At 64.6% G+C, this 16,152-nt stretch carries 11 protein-coding genes; 7 read left to right on the top strand and 4 right to left on the bottom strand.

Going from position 1 to position 16,152, the window contains the following annotated elements; translation table 11 throughout:
* Positions 1–145 precede the first annotated feature (145 nt).
* From katE to ACZYGA_RS10455, 3 genes are all read right to left on the bottom strand, one after another.
* On the bottom strand, positions 146–2,389 hold the full coding sequence (katE, locus tag ACZYGA_RS10465; RefSeq protein WP_479399108.1) for a catalase HPII: 2,244 nt from the start codon (positions 2,387–2,389) through the stop codon (positions 146–148).
* Positions 2,390–2,648: 259 nt separating this feature from the next.
* On the bottom strand, positions 2,649–2,894 hold the full coding sequence (locus tag ACZYGA_RS10460) for a GlsB/YeaQ/YmgE family stress response membrane protein (protein WP_084209300.1): 246 nt from the start codon (positions 2,892–2,894) through the stop codon (positions 2,649–2,651).
* Positions 2,895–2,993: 99 nt separating this feature from the next.
* Entirely contained in the window at positions 2,994–3,620 is a 627-nt protein-coding gene (locus ACZYGA_RS10455) for a DUF924 family protein (protein WP_084209301.1), read from the bottom strand.
* A gap of 337 nt (positions 3,621–3,957) precedes the next feature.
* Here ACZYGA_RS10455 and ACZYGA_RS10450 point away from each other — a divergent pair, with 337 nt between their 5' ends.
* The 7 genes from ACZYGA_RS10450 to ACZYGA_RS10420 all read left to right on the top strand — a co-directional run bounded on the left by ACZYGA_RS10450 (position 3,958) and on the right by ACZYGA_RS10420 (position 14,851).
* Positions 3,958–5,667, top strand: coding sequence for an alkaline phosphatase D family protein (locus tag ACZYGA_RS10450; protein WP_479399106.1), 1,710 nt, complete (start codon positions 3,958–3,960; stop codon positions 5,665–5,667).
* A gap of 394 nt (positions 5,668–6,061) precedes the next feature.
* On the top strand, positions 6,062–7,657 hold the full coding sequence (locus ACZYGA_RS10445) for a solute:sodium symporter family transporter (RefSeq protein ID WP_479399104.1): 1,596 nt from the start codon (positions 6,062–6,064) through the stop codon (positions 7,655–7,657).
* A 424-nt stretch (positions 7,658–8,081) separates the two neighbouring features.
* Complete coding sequence (locus ACZYGA_RS10440) at positions 8,082–9,674, top strand: solute:sodium symporter family transporter (protein WP_136938999.1); 1,593 nt, start codon at positions 8,082–8,084, stop codon at positions 9,672–9,674.
* Between the two features lie 157 nt (positions 9,675–9,831).
* Positions 9,832–10,668: a DUF2927 domain-containing protein gene (locus tag ACZYGA_RS10435; RefSeq protein WP_479399102.1), complete on the top strand. Its 837-nt coding sequence runs from the start codon at positions 9,832–9,834 to the stop codon at positions 10,666–10,668.
* 166 nt (positions 10,669–10,834) lie between these two features.
* Entirely contained in the window at positions 10,835–12,040 is a 1,206-nt protein-coding gene (locus tag ACZYGA_RS10430) for an MFS transporter (protein ID WP_479399145.1), read from the top strand.
* Between the two features lie 121 nt (positions 12,041–12,161).
* On the top strand, positions 12,162–13,649 hold the full coding sequence (locus ACZYGA_RS10425) for a YcjX family GTP-binding protein (protein WP_240704268.1): 1,488 nt from the start codon (positions 12,162–12,164) through the stop codon (positions 13,647–13,649).
* Positions 13,646–14,851: a TIGR01620 family protein gene (locus ACZYGA_RS10420; protein WP_479399101.1), complete on the top strand. Its 1,206-nt coding sequence runs from the start codon at positions 13,646–13,648 to the stop codon at positions 14,849–14,851. Before ACZYGA_RS10425 ends, ACZYGA_RS10420 begins: the two co-directional genes overlap by 4 nt.
* A 100-nt stretch (positions 14,852–14,951) precedes the next feature.
* Here the strand turns inward: ACZYGA_RS10420 and ACZYGA_RS10415 are convergent, their stop codons facing one another.
* Positions 14,952–16,073: an oxidoreductase gene (locus ACZYGA_RS10415; protein WP_240499595.1), complete on the bottom strand. Its 1,122-nt coding sequence runs from the start codon at positions 16,071–16,073 to the stop codon at positions 14,952–14,954.
* Positions 16,074–16,152: the final 79 nt, after the last annotated feature.

Genomic DNA, 16,152 nt, shown 5'->3' with positions numbered 1-16,152 from the left:
GCATCACCAACCTTGTTTACACCTTTCACCGCCACCCCATCTTCACGCCCACAAATGACCGCATCATGACCATGAAAAAGCCCCCTGACCTTCAAAGGTCAGGGGGCTTGGTGGGTCACATCATGCCTTGTGGGGCGTCAGCGCCTCATGCTGGCATCTGATTGGCACGCGCATCACGCGACCACACACGGTGAGCCAACAGGGCATCACGCAGTGGCAGGCTGGCGGCGAGCACATCATCCACCAGGATGACGCCCTCCTCGACCGGCACGCGCGCGGCGGCCAGCAATTCCTTGCCTTCACTGATCGCCACGATGGGCTTGAGGTGCTTGTAAGCCTCCTGCACGTAGTAGAGGCCGAGCCCTGATGCGGCCAACGCCTTGACGCTGCCCTCGCCACCGGCCACGACGACGGCATCCACCGCCACGGACGGCAGACCATTGAGCATCGCGTCCGGCGCCAGCATGCTGCCATCGCTGGCCTTGATCGGTGCCATGCTCGGCGCGATCAGCAGCCCTTCGGCGCCTTCATCGCTGAGCTGCTTCTGGATGGAGCGCACATCTTCCATCGTCACGCCATCGGCCGCCAGAATCGCCACCTTGCGGGTCGCGATGCTGTCGGGCATGCGCGCCATCAGGCTCAGCGCCGGGTCGCTCTCGACCTGACTGGTGCCCAGCTCCCCTTTCGGCGCCGGCTGGGTGGTGGGCGCCTCGATACCGTGGTTCTCACCGACACGACGCGCCAGCTCCAGATCGATGTTGGGCAGGATCTCGGTGATCACCCGCTCTCGGATCCACGTGCGTTCGACCTTGGAGAGCTCGAAGGTGTAGGCCGCGATGATGTGCTCCTTCTCCACCTCGGTCTGGCTGTTCCAGAACAGGGTGGCCTGGGAGTAGTGATCCCCGAAGGAGGCACTGCGCGCACGCACCTTGTGCGCCTCGATGCGCTCATGATGTGGCTCGTAGCCGCCATGTTCATCCGCAGGCGGCGTCTCGGAGGGCCAGCCACCATCGATGGAGTTCGGCTCGTAGGACGCCTGCCCGGTGTTGATGGTCTGACGATGCTGGGCATCGCGCTGGTTGTTGTGGAACGGACACACCGGCTGATTGATGGGGATCTCGTGGAAGTTCGGCCCACCAAGACGCAGCATCTGGGTATCCAGATAGGAGAACAGACGCCCCTGCAGCAGCGGGTCATTGGAGAAGTCGATACCCGGCACGATGTTGGCCGGATTGAAGGCCACCTGCTCGGTCTCGGCGAAGTAGTTGTCCGGATTGCGATCCAGCACCATCTTGCCGATCGGCACCACCGGCACCAGCGATTCGGGGATCAGCTTGGTCGGGTCGAGGATGTCGAAATCGAAGCTGTGTTCATCCTTCTCTTCCACCACCTGGATGCCCAGTTCCCACTCCAGCGGCGCACCGTTCTTGATGTCGTCCCACATCATGCGGCGATTGAAGTCCGGGTCACGTCCCCACAGCTTCTGGGCTTCATCCCAGATCAGCGAGCAGGTACCCGCCACCGGCTTCCAGTGGAACTTGACGAAGCGCGACACGCCTTCACGGTCGATCAGACGGAAGGTATGCACGCCGAAGCCTTCCATGTTGCGGTAATGGCGCGGGAAGGCACGATCCGACATGGTCCACAGCACGGTGTGGGTGGTTTCCGGCATCAGCGACACGAAATCCCAGAAGGTGTCGTGGGCCGACTGCCCCTGGGGAATCTCGTTGTGCGGCTCCGGTTTCACCGCGTGCACGAAGTCCGGAAACTTCATGGCATCCTGGATGAAGAACACCGGGATGTCGTTGCCGACCAGATCCCAGTTGCCTTCATCGGTATAGAACTTGGTCGCGAAGCCGCGCACGTCACGGACGGTGTCATTGGAGCCGCGCGAGCCCTGTACGGTGGAGAAACGCACGAACACCGGTGTCTTCCTGGACGGATCACGGAACACGCCGGCCTTGGAGTACCTGGCAGCATTGTCGTACGCCTGAAAATACCCGTGCGCGGCCGCGCCACGCGCGTGGACGATACGCTCCGGAATACGCTCGTTGTCGAAGTGGTTCATCTTCTCGCGGAAGATGAAATCTTCCATCAGGGTCGGACCGCGTTCCCCCGCCTTCAGCGAGTTGTGGTTGTCCGCGATGCGCAATCCCTGGTTGGTACGCAGGTCATGCCCCTCGGCATCCGCGCGATAGGTCTCCAGCGCCTCGTCCTTGGCCTTGCCATCCCCGGCATTGGGTTGGGTGTCATGTGGCCCGTTGCGATTGGGATGGGTATAGGGGTTCTCCGCGTCTGCCGAGCGGTTCTGGCCCTCGTGGTACGGGCACTTGGCGCTGTCGGCATTTGACTGGGGGGAGGATGCTGAATCGTGCTCATTGCTCGCCATGCTCAAACGCTCCTGTTTTCGCTAGATCTGCAACGCGCCATTCGGGATGGCGTCGAAGTTGATTCGGCCTTGCGGTGTCCTGTCAGGCTGCCTTGTCACGGTCACGAGGACCGTCTGGCTGTCAGGGGCAACCGATGACAGGCGACTTCCATGCGGCGGATGTCTCGAATGAATCCCTTAGGACACCCACGTGGGACTTGATGCACCTGCGACCTGAACTGCTGTGGAACGCCTGACGATGTTCGCCGGCGCCGCGTCGTCAGGCCTTGGACTTGACCTTCGAGACGATCCACAGCAATACCACCGCCCCCACGATCGAGACGACCAGCGAGCCGATGATGCCGGTGGAGGCCAGCCCCAGCAGCTTGAAGATGACGCTGCCCAGCAGGCCACCGACCACACCGACGACGATGTTGCCGAGAATGCCGAAGCTGCCGCCACGCATGATGTTGCCTGCGATCCAGCCAGCCAGACCACCGATGATCAATCCAAGAATGATACCCATCTGCTGTCTCCTTTCTTGCGGATGAAGTGGCGCTGTGCGCCCGATGAACATGTCTTGGAGACGATCTCGCGAAATTAAAAGGGTCAGATTTCCCGATTGTCAGAACGAGGAGCCGGGCTGGCGAAGAAATGCCTCCTCCTGTGGCGTGGAAACACGGCCGAGAATCGCGTTGCGGTGCGGGTAACGGCCGAATCTACGCACGATGTCCGCATGCCGTCGCTCGAAGCGCAGCGTGTCCTCGAGCCCTGGGCGTGCAAACAGCGCTTCAGCGTGTTCATGGACACGCAACGACTCGCTGTGCATCCACGGCATGATGACGAAGGGTTGCCAGGCCAGCGGGAGGCGTTCGAGATCCCCCAGCGCCACGGCCTGCTGGGAGAGCGCGAGTGCCAGGCTGTCGCCACTGAAGGCACGCGGCGTATCGCGATGGATGTTGCGCGCGAACTGGTCCAGCACCAGGATTTCCGCCAGCCGACCACCGGGAGTGGTGCGCCACTCCCACAGTTCACAGACCAGTGCCTGCTCGAGAAGCTCCGCGAACCGTTCACGCAGCTGAGCATCGAGGGCCTCGCTCTTGCGAAACCAGTCCTTGGGCGTCAGTCGAGTGAACCAATGTGCGAGCACCGGCCGTGCCTGGGGATGGCTATCCGCGATCAGCCTGTCGGCATCCGATGGCGCGGGGGTGGACGATGAAGGTGTCGGGTTGGAGGGGCGTGAGGGACTCATGAAAGGTGTCCTGATCCGAGAGTGGCAAGAAGTGACAGCAAGTCGCAAAGGGAAGAGGTAAACAGAGAAAGAGAGCGAGAAAGCGAGCGAGAAAGAGAGAGAGAGCGGCCACAAGGCAAAGAGAACCCGCAACACCGCAACACCGCAACACCGCAAGGAGGCTCTGACGGCCGGACGTCGCGCTGCCGGTTCACGGGACTGCATGGCGATCATGGTTCTGACACCTGATCGTCATCTTGAGCATGGAAAGTAGCCTCTCCCGTGAGCCCTGTCAGCCACCGCGGCACCTTTGCCGCCGCTGCCATCCTGATGCCAGACCGTAACAAGGAAGCCCTTCATGTCCCGCCGTCTGTCTGATCTGCTACCTTCCCGCTCCTCGCGCACGATACCTGCCTCGCCCACCTCGCAGGACGACGCGAACGCGAACCCCGGTGACTCGCATGTCGCACGCGCCGGCGCACCTTCGCGAATGGACCGCCGACGCCTGCTGAGCCGTGGCCTTCAGGGTGCCGGCGTGGGCCTGCTGGCAAGCTCAGGCCTGCTGGGCGCCCCGGCCATCGTGATGGCCGAGGGCCGTCGCCCGGGCATGCCCTCTGGCGTCATGAGCGGCGACGTGACCGCCAGCCGCGCCATGCTGTGGAGTCAGACCGACAAGCCTGCCCGCATGCTGATCGAGCTGGCCGACAACATCGAGATGCGTGGCGCCTTCCAGATGCGCGGCCCCGTGGCCTTGCCGGCCGACGGCCTGACCAGCAAGCTGGATCTGACCCGCATCAACACCCGCGCCAATGCCAGCGGTGAAGTCTTCTACCGGGTACGCTATGCGGCACTGGATGACCACCGCGCCATCAGTGAGGCGACCACCGGGCGTCTGGTATTGCCGCCCGGCGTTCAGAAACCACGTGCGCTGCGTTTCGTGTGGTCCGGTGACACCGTCGGCCAGGGCTGGGGGATCAACCCGGATTTCGGTGGCCTGCGCCTCTACGAGACGATGCGTCAGGTCAAGCCGGACTTCTTCCTGCATTCCGGCGACACCATCTACGCCGATGGCCCGCTCGAGGAGAGCGTCACTCAGCACGATGGCAGCCTGTGGCGCAATATCGTCACGCCGGCCAAGTCCAAGGTCGCCGAGACCCTGGACGAGTATCGTGGTCAGTACGCCTACAACCTGATGGATGAGAACCTGCGTCGCTTCAATGCCGAGGTACCGATGTTCGCCCAGTGGGATGACCACGAGACCACCAACAACTGGTATCCGGGCGAGATTCTCGAGGACGATCGCTACACCGAGAAGAATCTCGACGTGCTGTCCGCCAATGCGCGTCGTGCCTTCCTCGAGAACATGCCGCTGCGGACCGGTCCAGCCGCGCCGGAACGCATCCACCGCAACTTCAGCTTCGGCCCGGGGCTCGAGATGTTCATGCTCGACATGCGCAGCTTCCGCGGCCCCAATTCCGCCAATCGCCAGTCCGGGCGTGGCCCCGAGACCGACTTCCTGGGGCGCAATCAGCTGGCATGGCTCAAGCAGTCGCTCAAGGCCAGCACCGCCACCTGGAAGATCATCGCCTCCGACATGCCCATCGGCCTGCTGGTGCGTGACGGCGACAATTTCGAGAACGGTGCCAATGGCGATGGTGAGGCGCTGGGACGCGAACAGGAAGTCGCGGAGCTGCTGAAGTTCGTGCGCGATCACGACATCCAGAACCTGGTGTGGCTGACGGCGGATGTCCATTACACCGCCGCGCACCACTACTCGCCCGAGCGCGCCGTCTTCAAGGAGTTCACGCCGTTCTGGGAATTCGTCAGCGGGCCGATCCATGCCGGCACCTACGGCCTTGGCGAGCTGGACAATACCTTCGGGCCAAGGCTGGAATTCGTGAAGGCACCGCCAGAAGGCCGTGCCAACATGTCGCCCAGCGAAGGGTTCCAGTTCTTCGGTCAGGTGGATCTCGATCCCGAGAGCGAAGCACTGACCGTCACGCTCAAGGATATCCACGGCGCCTCGCTCTATCAGAAGGTGCTGACGCCTGAGTCGCGAATGGGCTGATCTTCCCGCGACACACGCGGTTCACGCCCTACCCCGAATGCCCCGTGCACGACAGGATCCCGAGGGCGGATTCTCGAGTGCACGGGGCATTCGTCTGTCTGGGCCGCCTGTCGGGTGCCGCCTTCCCCAGAGCCACTCGAGAAGACCGCTGCGCCGGAAGAGGACATCCGGCCACGCTGCTATGTCTGCACGAATCAGACAATTGCAGAAAAATGTCAGACAAATTATCAATGGTGAGGGTCAGGCATTTCTTTGACACTGATCGGCACGCTAGATGTCGGTCGCTGACAGCGTGTCTCGTGGTACCGAGCGCCAACGGTGAGGCATGTTCTGCAGACGATGGGCAGCTGAGCAGGCAGGCCTCCGAGCCCTGTTGTTCAACAAGGATAATGCCATGAACGCCCTCACCCTGAGCTCCTTCGTGTTCTTCACGGGGCTGGTCGCCGTGATCACCTGGTGGCTGACCCGTCGTGACGACCATCAACATTCCACCGGCTACTTTCTTGCCGGGCGCAGTCTGACCTTCCCGATCATCGCAGGCTCCCTGCTGATGACCAATCTTTCCACCGAGCAGATGGTGGGCCTCAACGGCGCCGCCTTCACCGACGGCCTCTCCGTGATGGCCTGGGAAGTGGTGGCCGTGGTCTCGCTGGTCGCGATGGCCATGTTCTTCCTGCCACGCTTCCTCAAGAGCGGTATCACCACCCTGCCGGAATTGCTGGCGCTGCGCTTCGATCGTACCACCCAGCTGCTGGCCAACCTGATCTTCATGCTGGCCTACGCCATCATCCTGCTGCCCAGCATTCTCTACTCCGGCGCCCTCGGCCTGATGGGCGTGCTCGACCTGCGTGCCCTGACCGGCATCGACTCGCAGATGGTACTGCTGACCGGCACCGTGATCGCCGTCGGTATCGCCGGCGCCATCTATGCCCTCTTCGGTGGCCTGCGCTCCATCGCCATCTCCGACACCCTGAACGGCATCGGTCTGCTGATCGGCGGCATGATCATCGTCTACTACGGGCTGGACCGTGTCGGTGACGGCAATGGCATTCTCGCCGGCTGGGAGACGCTCAAGGAGACCCACCCGGAGAAGCTCAATTCGCTGGGCGGGGATGACCAGTCAGTACCGGTCTCGACCCTGTTCACCGGGGTGCTGCTGCTCAACATGTTCTACTGGTGCACCAACCAGCAGATCATCCAGCGTACCTTCGCCGCCAAGACATTGGCCGAGGGCCAGAAGGGCGTGCTGCTGACCGGTGCTCTCAAGCTGCTGGGCCCGCTGTATCTGGTGCTGCCGGGCATCATCGCCTTCCAGCTCTACGCCGGTGATGGCATCAAGGCCGACGCCGCCTATGGCCGGCTGGTTTTCGATGTGCTGCCCGCACCGCTGACCGGCTTCTTCGCCGCGGCGATGGTCGGCGCGATCCTGTCGTCCTTCAACTCGGCGCTCAACTCCACCGCCACCCTGTTCAGCCTCGATGTCTACAAGGCACGCCTCAAGCCGCAAGCCAGCGATGAAGAGGTGGTCAAGGCGTCCAAGTGGGCCGGTTGGATCATGGCCGCCGCCGCGATGGCCATCGCGCCGCTGCTGGCGACCCAGGAAAGCCTGTTCGTCTACGTGCAGAAGGTGAACTCCATCTACTACATCCCGCTGCTGTCGGTGATCGTGGTAGGACTGATCTCCAAGCGCGTGCCTGCCATTGCCGCCAACCTGGCGCTGGTACTGGGCTGCGCGATCATCGGCCTGTTCTACTTCGTACCGGCACTCTCCGAGCTGGTCGATCGGGTGCACAACTTCCACTTCATCGCCATCGTGCTGGTGGTGTTGATCGTCATGATGCTGGTGATCGGCAAGCTGTCACCGCGCGCCGAACCCTGGATCCAGCAGGACGTCGGTGCCATCGACATGACGCCCTGGGCCGGCACGCGCATCGCCAGCATCATTCTTCTCATACTGGTGATGATCATCTATCTGGCCTTCGCCGGCTGAGCACTGCATGACCTGACGGTGTCCCCCTGGCCGCCTGCGCCCCGTTCTCCTCGCCGAGACGGGGCGCTTGCGTTGCGCGGCGCGGCGGGTCTCGCGTCACGGGTCTTACAAGGCGGGGCTCACAAGGCGGCCTTACAAGGCGGGCCTGACACACGTTTCCCCTGCCCGCCATCACGCCGACAGGGGCGAGCCAAGCCCCGAAACCAACGTATGTTCTACAAATGGCGGATAGCAGGAACTCGGGAGATACCTACACTGTCGCCAGACTTGCCGCGAATGTTACCGGTGAGTCTCGTCACGGACGATGACACAGCTCGCTGTGTGCATTGCATCGATACTGCTGGACTGATCGCCGAATCGCCGCGCGGACCGAGTGCCCGTGAGCCAGACGTCGCGCCAGCCAGCATCAAGGAACCCTCCTCCCATGCACGCCCTTACCCTTGTTTCTTTCGTGTTCTTTACCGGCCTGGTCGCCGCCTTGACCTGGTGGTGGACACATCGCGATGACACCTCGCATTCCACCGGCTATTTTCTCGCCGGACGCAGTCTGACCTTCCCGCTGATCGCGGGCTCGCTGCTGATGACCAACCTGTCCACCGAACAGATGGTCGGTCTGAATGGCGCCGCCTTCACCGATGGTCTGTCGGTGATGGCCTGGGAGGTCATGGCGGTGCTGGCGATGGTGGTGATGGCGCTGTTCTTCCTGCCACGCTTCCTCAAGAGCGGCATCACCACCCTGCCGGAACTGCTGGCGCTGCGTTACGGGCGCAGCACCGAGCTGATCACCAACCTCATCTTCCTGTTCGCCTATGCGGTGATCCTGCTGCCGATCATCCTGTACTCCGGTGCCATCGGCCTGCAGGGCATGCTGGATCTGCCCTCTCTTACCGGCATCAGCTCACCCAATGCACTGCTGTGGATGACCATCTGGGTGGTCGGCATCATCGGCGCCATCTATGCGCTGTTCGGTGGCATGCGCTCCATCGCCATCTCCGACACCCTGAACGGCGTGGGACTGTTGATCGGCGGCATGCTGATCGTCTGGTTCGGTCTCGATGCCGTGAGCGACGGCCAGGGCGTGATGGCTGGCTGGGACACGCTGACCGCCGCCAATCCCGAGAAATTCAATTCCATGGGCAGTGAAGACCAGTCGGTGCCCTTCTCGACCCTGTTCACCGGCGTGATGATCATCAACTTCTTCTACTGGTGTACCAATCAGCAGATCATCCAGCGCACCTTCGCCGCCAAGACCCTCGCCGAGGGCCAGAAAGGCGTGCTGCTGACCGGCGCGCTCAAGCTGCTGGGCCCGCTGTATCTGGTGATTCCCGGCATCATCGCCTATCACCTCTACGCCTCTTCCGGCGTCAAGGCCGACAGCGCCTACGGCCAGCTGGTGTTCGACGTGCTGCCCGCACCGCTGACCGGCTTCTTCGCCGCCGCGATGGTCGGGGCGATCCTGTCATCCTTCAACTCGGCGCTGAACGCCACCACCACGCTGTTCTCCACCGGCATCTACAAGGCGCACCTGCGCCGTGATGCCAGCGACGAGGAAGTGGTCAAGGTCTCCAAGGGCTTCGGCTGGGTGCTGGCGATCGCTTCCATGACCCTCGCGCCGCTGCTGGCCGGTCAGGAGAGCCTGTTCGGTTACCTGCAGAAGATGAATGCCATCTACTTCATCCCGATCTTCGCCGTGGTGCTGATGGGGCTGCTGACGCGTCGCGTGCCGACCATCGCCGCCAACCTGGCACTGCTGATCGGTTGCAGCGTGATCGGGGTGGTCTACTTCGTGCCGGCCTTCTCCGGCGTGCTGGACGTGATCCACGAGTTCCACTTCGTCGGTCTGGTGTTCGTGCTGCTGATCGCGATGATGCTGATCATCGGCAAGCTGGCGCCGCGTGATGAGCCGTGGATCCAGCAGGATGTCGGCGCCATCGACATGACCCCCTGGAAAGGTGCCAAGGTCTGTGCGCTGCTGCTGGTCGTGCTGGTGATCGCCATCTATCTGGCCTTCATCTGACCCGCGCCGTTTGCTGACTCGCCCCGCGAGCAGCACATCCGCCATGACACGAATGCCCCGCCCTGTCTCCCCGGACAGCCGGGGCATTCGTGCATTTGTGCATTTGCTGCACCGCTTTCAGGCATGCTGGACGAGTCGCTCATCACCGAGGTCTCCCATGTCCCGCTGTCGCCTGCGTAGCCGTCGTCCGCGCCTCAAGGTGCTGTCACTGTCGATCTCCCTGCTCGTCTCACTGATATCGGTGCCTGTCAGCCAGGCCGCCGAGCGCTGGCAGCGCGCCGATGTACTGACGGATAGCTTCGTGGACGTGGCGCTCAAGCGGGAGTATCAGCCCGGCCACCCTGCCTTGCTCACCCGCTGGCAGGTGCCGATCACGGTCTGGCTCGATTCGCAGCTGGGTGACGCCCGCCTGCAACGCCAATTGAGCCAGGTCCAGTTTCGTCATCTCTCCGCCATCACCGGCCAGCCGCTGAGTTTCGTGTCCTCCGCCAGAGAGGCCAACCTGCGCATCGCCTTCATCACCCGGGACCACGTGACTCGCGAGGCCGCCGCCTACGTCGGCAAGCAGCAGGCCGCCACCCCGGGCATGCGCAAGGCACTGCGGGAAGGCGTATGCCTGACACTGTTCAAGACCGGGGCCGACCAGGCCATCGCCAGTGGGCTGATCCTGATTCCGGTCGACTACGCCCGCCAGAAGGGACGTCTGGTGGATTGCATCATCGAGGAGAGCGCCCAGCTGATGGGGCTGCCCAATGATTCGGACGCGGTGTTTCCCTCCATCTTCAGCGACGTCACGGTGGATCATTGGCTGAGCCCGCTGGATTACGTGCTGCTCAAGATGCTCTATGCCCCTGAGCTCTCCCCCGGCATGTCAGCCGATGAGGTCCGCGCCGCGCTGCCTGCGGTCATCCAGCGACTTGCCGAGCAGGGCGAGCTGTCACACGCTGTCCGTCGGGTGCGCAAGGGTAGCCTGCGGGAATGGGCGGGAGAGTAGGCATGCAAGTCATCACGCGCCCCGCCCCGGACTCCTCGACGCCTGACGGAGAATTGGAACGCCTGAGCGGAGCACAGGCATAATCAGGACAGGCGCACCAGGCGCCGCAATCCGTCGGAGCTGCGTCATCATGTCATCCTCATCCTCCACTGCCGGTCGGGCCCGCCTGCCGCTGGCCGTCACGCTGTTGTCGCTGTGCCAGGCCTTGCAGGTCAGCGGCAACATCCTGTTGATCGCGGTCTCGCCGCTGATCGGTGCCCAGCTTGCCTCGAGCAGCTGGTCGACCGCGCCGGTCGCGACCCAATGGCTGGGCCTGATGTGCGCCACCATCCCTGCCTCGCTGATCACCGCACGCCTCGGACGACGCCGCGGCTTCGTGCTCGGCAATCTGTGCGGGCTGGCAGGCGCGGGGCTGGCCGTGCTGGCGCTGCATCTGCAGCATTTCGGGCTGTTCCTGTTCTCCACCTGGCTGGTGGGCATCGGGATCGGCTTCGGCCAGCTGTATCGCTTCGCCGCCATGGAAGCCGCGCCCCCGGAGCAGCGGGAGCGCGCCATCGGGCTGGTGATGGGTGGTGGCGTGCTGGCAGCCTTCTTCGGCCCCTGGCTTGCCCGCACCAGTCATGCACTGGCCGACACGCCCTTCCTGGGCAGCTTTCTCGGGCTGGGGGCGCTGTATCTGGTGGCGTTGCTGCTGTTGGCCTTCATTCGGCTGCCCAGCGAAGGCAGCGCCCAGTCGGACGGCGATGATGAACCCGAACCCGCGCGCCCGTTGGGCGTGATCCTGCGCCAACCGACCTTCCTGCTGGCCGTGCTCAGCGCGATGGTCGGCTATGGGGTGATGAACCTGGCGATGACGGCCACGCCACTGGCCATGGCCCATGCCGGACACGACTTCGATCACGTCGCCACCACCATCCAATGGCACGTGGTGGCGATGTTCCTGCCCTCCTTCTTCACCGGACGCCTGACCGCACGTTTCGGTACCGGCACCATGATCATCACCGGCTGCGCCTTCCTGCTGGCAAGCCTTGGCACCGCGCAGCTGCTGGCCGCCGGCTATCTGACCGGCACTCAGGGCTTCTTCCTCGGCCTCATCCTGCTCGGCATCGGCTGGAACTTCACCTTCCTGCCCGCCACCACGCTGCTGACCCGCTGTCATCGCCCCAACGAGAAGGCCCGCACCCAGGCCGCCAACGAGTTCCTCGTCTTCACCACCGGGGCAGTGACGGCACTGCTGGCCGGACCACTGGTCAGCACGCTGGGCTGGGCGTTGCTCAACCTGCTGTTGATCCCCGCCTGCCTGCTGCCCGTGGCACTGCTGGCATGGCGACAGCTTGCCTTGCGTACCGATCGCCCGCAGATACAGCACTGACGGCGAGCATCACGGCGCACGACGTCGGCCATTGGCCATTGCCGGATTCGCGTTCACCATCACCTGCCGATCTGCCGTCACGTCGTGTCGCCGCCTCGCCCCCACTGACAGGGAATGCCTGATGTTCAACACCATGACCCGCAACGCCCGCCAGCTTGCCCGCGAGGTGGGCCGCGAAGCCCATGACCTGCTGGAGCGCGGCCTCGATCGTCAGCTGCGTCTTGCCGTCACCGGTCTGTCCGGTGCCGGCAAGACGGCCTTTCTCGTCTCGCTGATCGAGCAGCTGCGCCACGCAGGACTCGGCGCGCGTCTGGAGCTGTTGCCTGCCGCCCGCGATGGCCGTCTGCTCGGGGCAGAGCGTGTCAGTCAGCCGGATCTTTCCATCCCGCGCTTTCCGCTGGAAGCCGGCTTGCGCTCGCTGTCCGGCCAGCATTCGCCCCATGGCCCCGAATGGCCGACGCCGACCCGCAGCATCAGCGAGCTGCGTCTCAAGATCGGCTTTCGCCCCACCTCACGCGCCGCGCGCATGCTCGACAGCCAGCGCGCCACCCTGACACTGGACCTGATCGACTATCCCGGCGAATGGCTGCTGGACCTGCCGATGCTGGAGCAGGACTTCACCGCTTGGAGCAGCGAATGCGAGACGCAGCTGGCCGATGGGCGCGGCGACTGGGCGCATGACTGGATGGGCGCCATCGCGGGCCTGACGCCGGACAGCGAAGTGGATGAAGACCGCCTCGCCGAGATCGCGAGCCTGTATACCGACTATCTGCACGCCGCACGCCGCAAGGGGGGCTTCGTCGACCTGACACCGGGCCGCTTCCTGCTGCCCGGCGAGCTGGATGAAGCGCCGGTGCTGCAGTTCTTCCCGCTGCCGGGGCTCGGCGACTGGACAGCCGACGCCTTGGCCGCCTTGCCGGAAACCAGCCTGTACCGCACCCTGGCGCGGCGCTTCGATCACTACCGCCGCCGCGTGGTACGTCCCTTCTATCACGACCACTTCCGGCGCTTTGACCGCCAGATCGTGCTGATCGACGTGCTGGGTGCGCTGAATGCCGGCCCGGCACCCTTCCGCGACCTGAGCCGCGCGCTGGACAAGCTGTTCGACAGCTTCGCCTATGGCCGCCGTCACCTGCTGGCGCGCCTGATGGACCGTCGCATCGACCGCCTGGCCATCGCCGCCACCAAGGCCGACCACGTCACCCCCGAGCAGCATGGTGCGATGCGCGACCTGCTCGAGCAGCTACTGGCGGGCCCGCTCAAACGCCTGCGCTATCGCGACGTGCCGCTCAAGGCCTTCACCATCGCCGCCATCCGCGCCAGCGAGGCGCGCGAGGTGGTCGAGAATGGTCAGCGTCATCCGGCGCTGGCGGGACACCTGCTCGGTGAGCACGAAGGGTCGAGCGACTCAGGCACGCAAGGCGCTGGCCGCGAGTCCGTGCTGCTGTTCCCGGGCGAGGTGCCCTCACGGTTGCCCGACCCGAATTTCTGGGCCGAAAGCCGCTTCGACTTCCCCCACTTCGCGCCGCCGCAGGTCGACGGCAAGGCACCACCTCACATTCGCATGGACGCCGTGCTCGACTGGCTGCTGGGAGACCACCTGAAATGACCACCGAATCCCGCCACCCGCGCCCGGGCAAACGCTTCACGAGTCCCGATCCTGCCGGCTCGGCGCGGGCCGATGCCACCTCGACGGCTTACGCCGAGCGCCCCACCGAGAGCGCGGCAGAGGCTCTGCGCGGCGCGCGCCACTTCTCGCCGGAGATGGAAAGCCAGCCACTGGCCACGGCCGAACCGGCACCCGCCACACCGGGACTCGATGCAACGCTGAGCGCCAGGCCACGCCATCGTGGCCTCAAATGGCTGCTGCTCGGCACCCTGACACTCGGTGGTGTCGAGGCCGGCCATGCGCTGTATCAGGCGGCCATGGGCGGTGACCTGATCGCCGGGGCCTGGGGCCTGCTGGGGCTTGGTGCCATCGGGCTCGGCGCCCGCGCGCTGGGCAAGGAGCTCTTCCGACTGCGTCATCTGCGCAAGCATGTCGCGCTGCGTGCCGAGCTGGAAGAACATCAGCAGGGTGATTTTGGCCAGGAGCGCTTTGGTCAAGGAGGCTTTGGCCAGAAAAGCTTTGGCCAGCGCGGTGATGCGCCGTCCACGCCTGACGAGGGCTCGAACAAGGCAGGCGGCAAGGCCGACAGCCAGCAGGAAGACCTGCTTGAGCAGCTGCGCCGTCAGATGAAGCTGGGCGAGGATGATGCCGGCGTGCGCGCCTGGCGCGCTGCCTGCGAAGCGCATCACTCCCCGTCGGAGCGCCGCGAGCTGTTCGCCTTCCATGTGCTGGGGCCGCGGGACCGTGAGGCGCGGCGTCTGATCTCGCGCATGAGCGGCGAGACGGCGGTGATGGTGGCGGTCTCGCCATTGACCTGGGTCGACATGAGCCTGGTGGCCTGGCGCGGACTGCGCATGATGGAGCGCCTGTCGCGCCTCTACGGACTGGAGCTGGGCTACGCCAGCCGTATGCGCCTGTTCAAGGAGGTGCTGGCGTCGATGGCCTTCGCCGGCGCCAGTGAACTGGCCGCCGAGGCCAGCATGGATCTGCTGTCGATGAATCTGGCCGGCCGCCTCTCCACCAAGGCCGGACAGGGGCTGGGCAGTGGCCTGATGAACGCACGCCTGGGCCTGCGTGCCATGCGCCTGCTGCGCCCCATCCCCTTCCATGCCGAGGAGGTACCGCGCATCGGCGAGCTGCGCGCGGAGCTGTTCTCGCGCATGCGCAAGGCCGACAAGGGCGAGGACGACGCCAACGCCTGAGCGCATCGCGGCCTGATCCTTGTCACTCTCTTGAAAGCAGAACGCGCGCCCCGAGCCATCGGGGCGCGCGTTTTCGTGAGTCATCTCACCGCCAACAGCCTCAGCCTTCGCTGGCGATCCCCGCTTCCAGCCATTTCATCACGCGCAGTGCCTCGTCGGCGGGCGTCGGGTTGGCACTTCCGGAACGGATGCAGTCGCGCAGCCGCGCATACCAGGCGGGGTAGTCGCCATCGCGGCCCTGGTGGATACCGGCGACCAGCACCTGCTCCCCATCGCCGGCCTCCCTTGCCGTCTCCAGCACCGTGAGCATGCCCGGGCGCGGGTCGCGCCCCCATTGCTGCGCAAGCCGCTCGGCCTCGTCACGGGCCGGGAAGCTGCCGGCCTTGAGACATGCCTCCTGAGGATCGAGACCGAACGTCACGTAACTGCCGCGCGTGCCGTGGACGGCGAAACGTGCCGTCGGTGCGGCCGCCAAGGCACTGGCGTGCAGCTCGACCACCAGCGAGGGATAGATGGCATGTGAGGCATAGCTCAATACGGCATGGAAGAAATCATCGGTGACGGCTCCCTCGCGCTGGGTGCGACGTGTCAGCTGGATGCTGGCAGGCTCGCCGAACAGGCACAGCGCCTGATCCAGCAGGTGTGGCCCGAGGTCGTACCACAGGCCGCTGCCGGGCAGGGCCTGCTCACGCCAGCGGTCCGGCACGCTGGGGCGGAAGCGGTCGAAATGGGACTCCATGTGGGCGATGCGCCCCAGGGTACCGCCCTCGATCAGCTCGACCAGCGTCAGAAAATCGGCATCGAAGCGACGATTGTGGAACACCGCCAGCACCCGCTCTGCCTGCTCCGCCTCTCGGGCCAGCGCCTCACCCTCGGCCAGCGTGACGGTGAAGGGCTTGTCGACCACCACATGCTTGCCGGCCGCCAGCGCCGCACTCGCCAGGGGGTAGTGGGTCTCGTTGGGCGTGGCGATGATGACGAGATCGATGTCCTGACGCGCCAGCAGTGCCTCGGGAGTGGCTTCCACCTCGAGCTCGGGACGTTCGGCCTTGACCACCTCGGGACGCGAGGTCGAGAGCGCGACCAGCGCCAGGCCTTGCGTCGCCTCGATCAGTGGCGCATGGAAGGTACGTACCGCCATGCCATAACCGATCAGGCCGACGCGAATGGCGTTGCCTTGTGTCTGGGAGGGCGCGGCATCGGAATTCATCGTGGCGCTCATCGGACGTCCTTGTCTTTCATGCTGTCGTGGAGACCGAGAGCCGTGGGCTCTCGGGTGTTGTAGCGCCATCCTAGCAGGC

Source organism: Cobetia sp. BL01, from assembly GCF_056493605.1.
The sequence above is the reverse complement of the archived record's forward strand: the minus strand, read 5'-3'. Positions and strand labels throughout refer to the sequence as shown.

What these genes read in the sequence shown, in the direction of transcription:
- katE (WP_479399108.1), bottom strand. Translation starts at nt 2,389, where the DNA reads ATGGCGAGCAATGAGCACGATTCAGCATCCTCCCCCCAGTCAAATGCC.
- ACZYGA_RS10460 (WP_084209300.1), bottom strand. Translation starts at nt 2,894, where the DNA reads ATGGGTATCATTCTTGGATTGATCATCGGTGGTCTGGCTGGCTGGATC.
- ACZYGA_RS10455 (WP_084209301.1), bottom strand. Translation starts at nt 3,620, where the DNA reads ATGAGTCCCTCACGCCCCTCCAACCCGACACCTTCATCGTCCACCCCC.
- ACZYGA_RS10450 (WP_479399106.1), top strand. Translation starts at nt 3,958, where the DNA reads ATGTCCCGCCGTCTGTCTGATCTGCTACCTTCCCGCTCCTCGCGCACG.
- ACZYGA_RS10445 (WP_479399104.1), top strand. Translation starts at nt 6,062, where the DNA reads ATGAACGCCCTCACCCTGAGCTCCTTCGTGTTCTTCACGGGGCTGGTC.
- ACZYGA_RS10440 (WP_136938999.1), top strand. Translation starts at nt 8,082, where the DNA reads ATGCACGCCCTTACCCTTGTTTCTTTCGTGTTCTTTACCGGCCTGGTC.
- ACZYGA_RS10435 (WP_479399102.1), top strand. Translation starts at nt 9,832, where the DNA reads ATGTCCCGCTGTCGCCTGCGTAGCCGTCGTCCGCGCCTCAAGGTGCTG.
- ACZYGA_RS10425 (WP_240704268.1), top strand. Translation starts at nt 12,162, where the DNA reads ATGTTCAACACCATGACCCGCAACGCCCGCCAGCTTGCCCGCGAGGTG.
- ACZYGA_RS10420 (WP_479399101.1), top strand. Translation starts at nt 13,646, where the DNA reads ATGACCACCGAATCCCGCCACCCGCGCCCGGGCAAACGCTTCACGAGT.
- ACZYGA_RS10415 (WP_240499595.1), bottom strand. Translation starts at nt 16,073, where the DNA reads ATGAGCGCCACGATGAATTCCGATGCCGCGCCCTCCCAGACACAAGGC.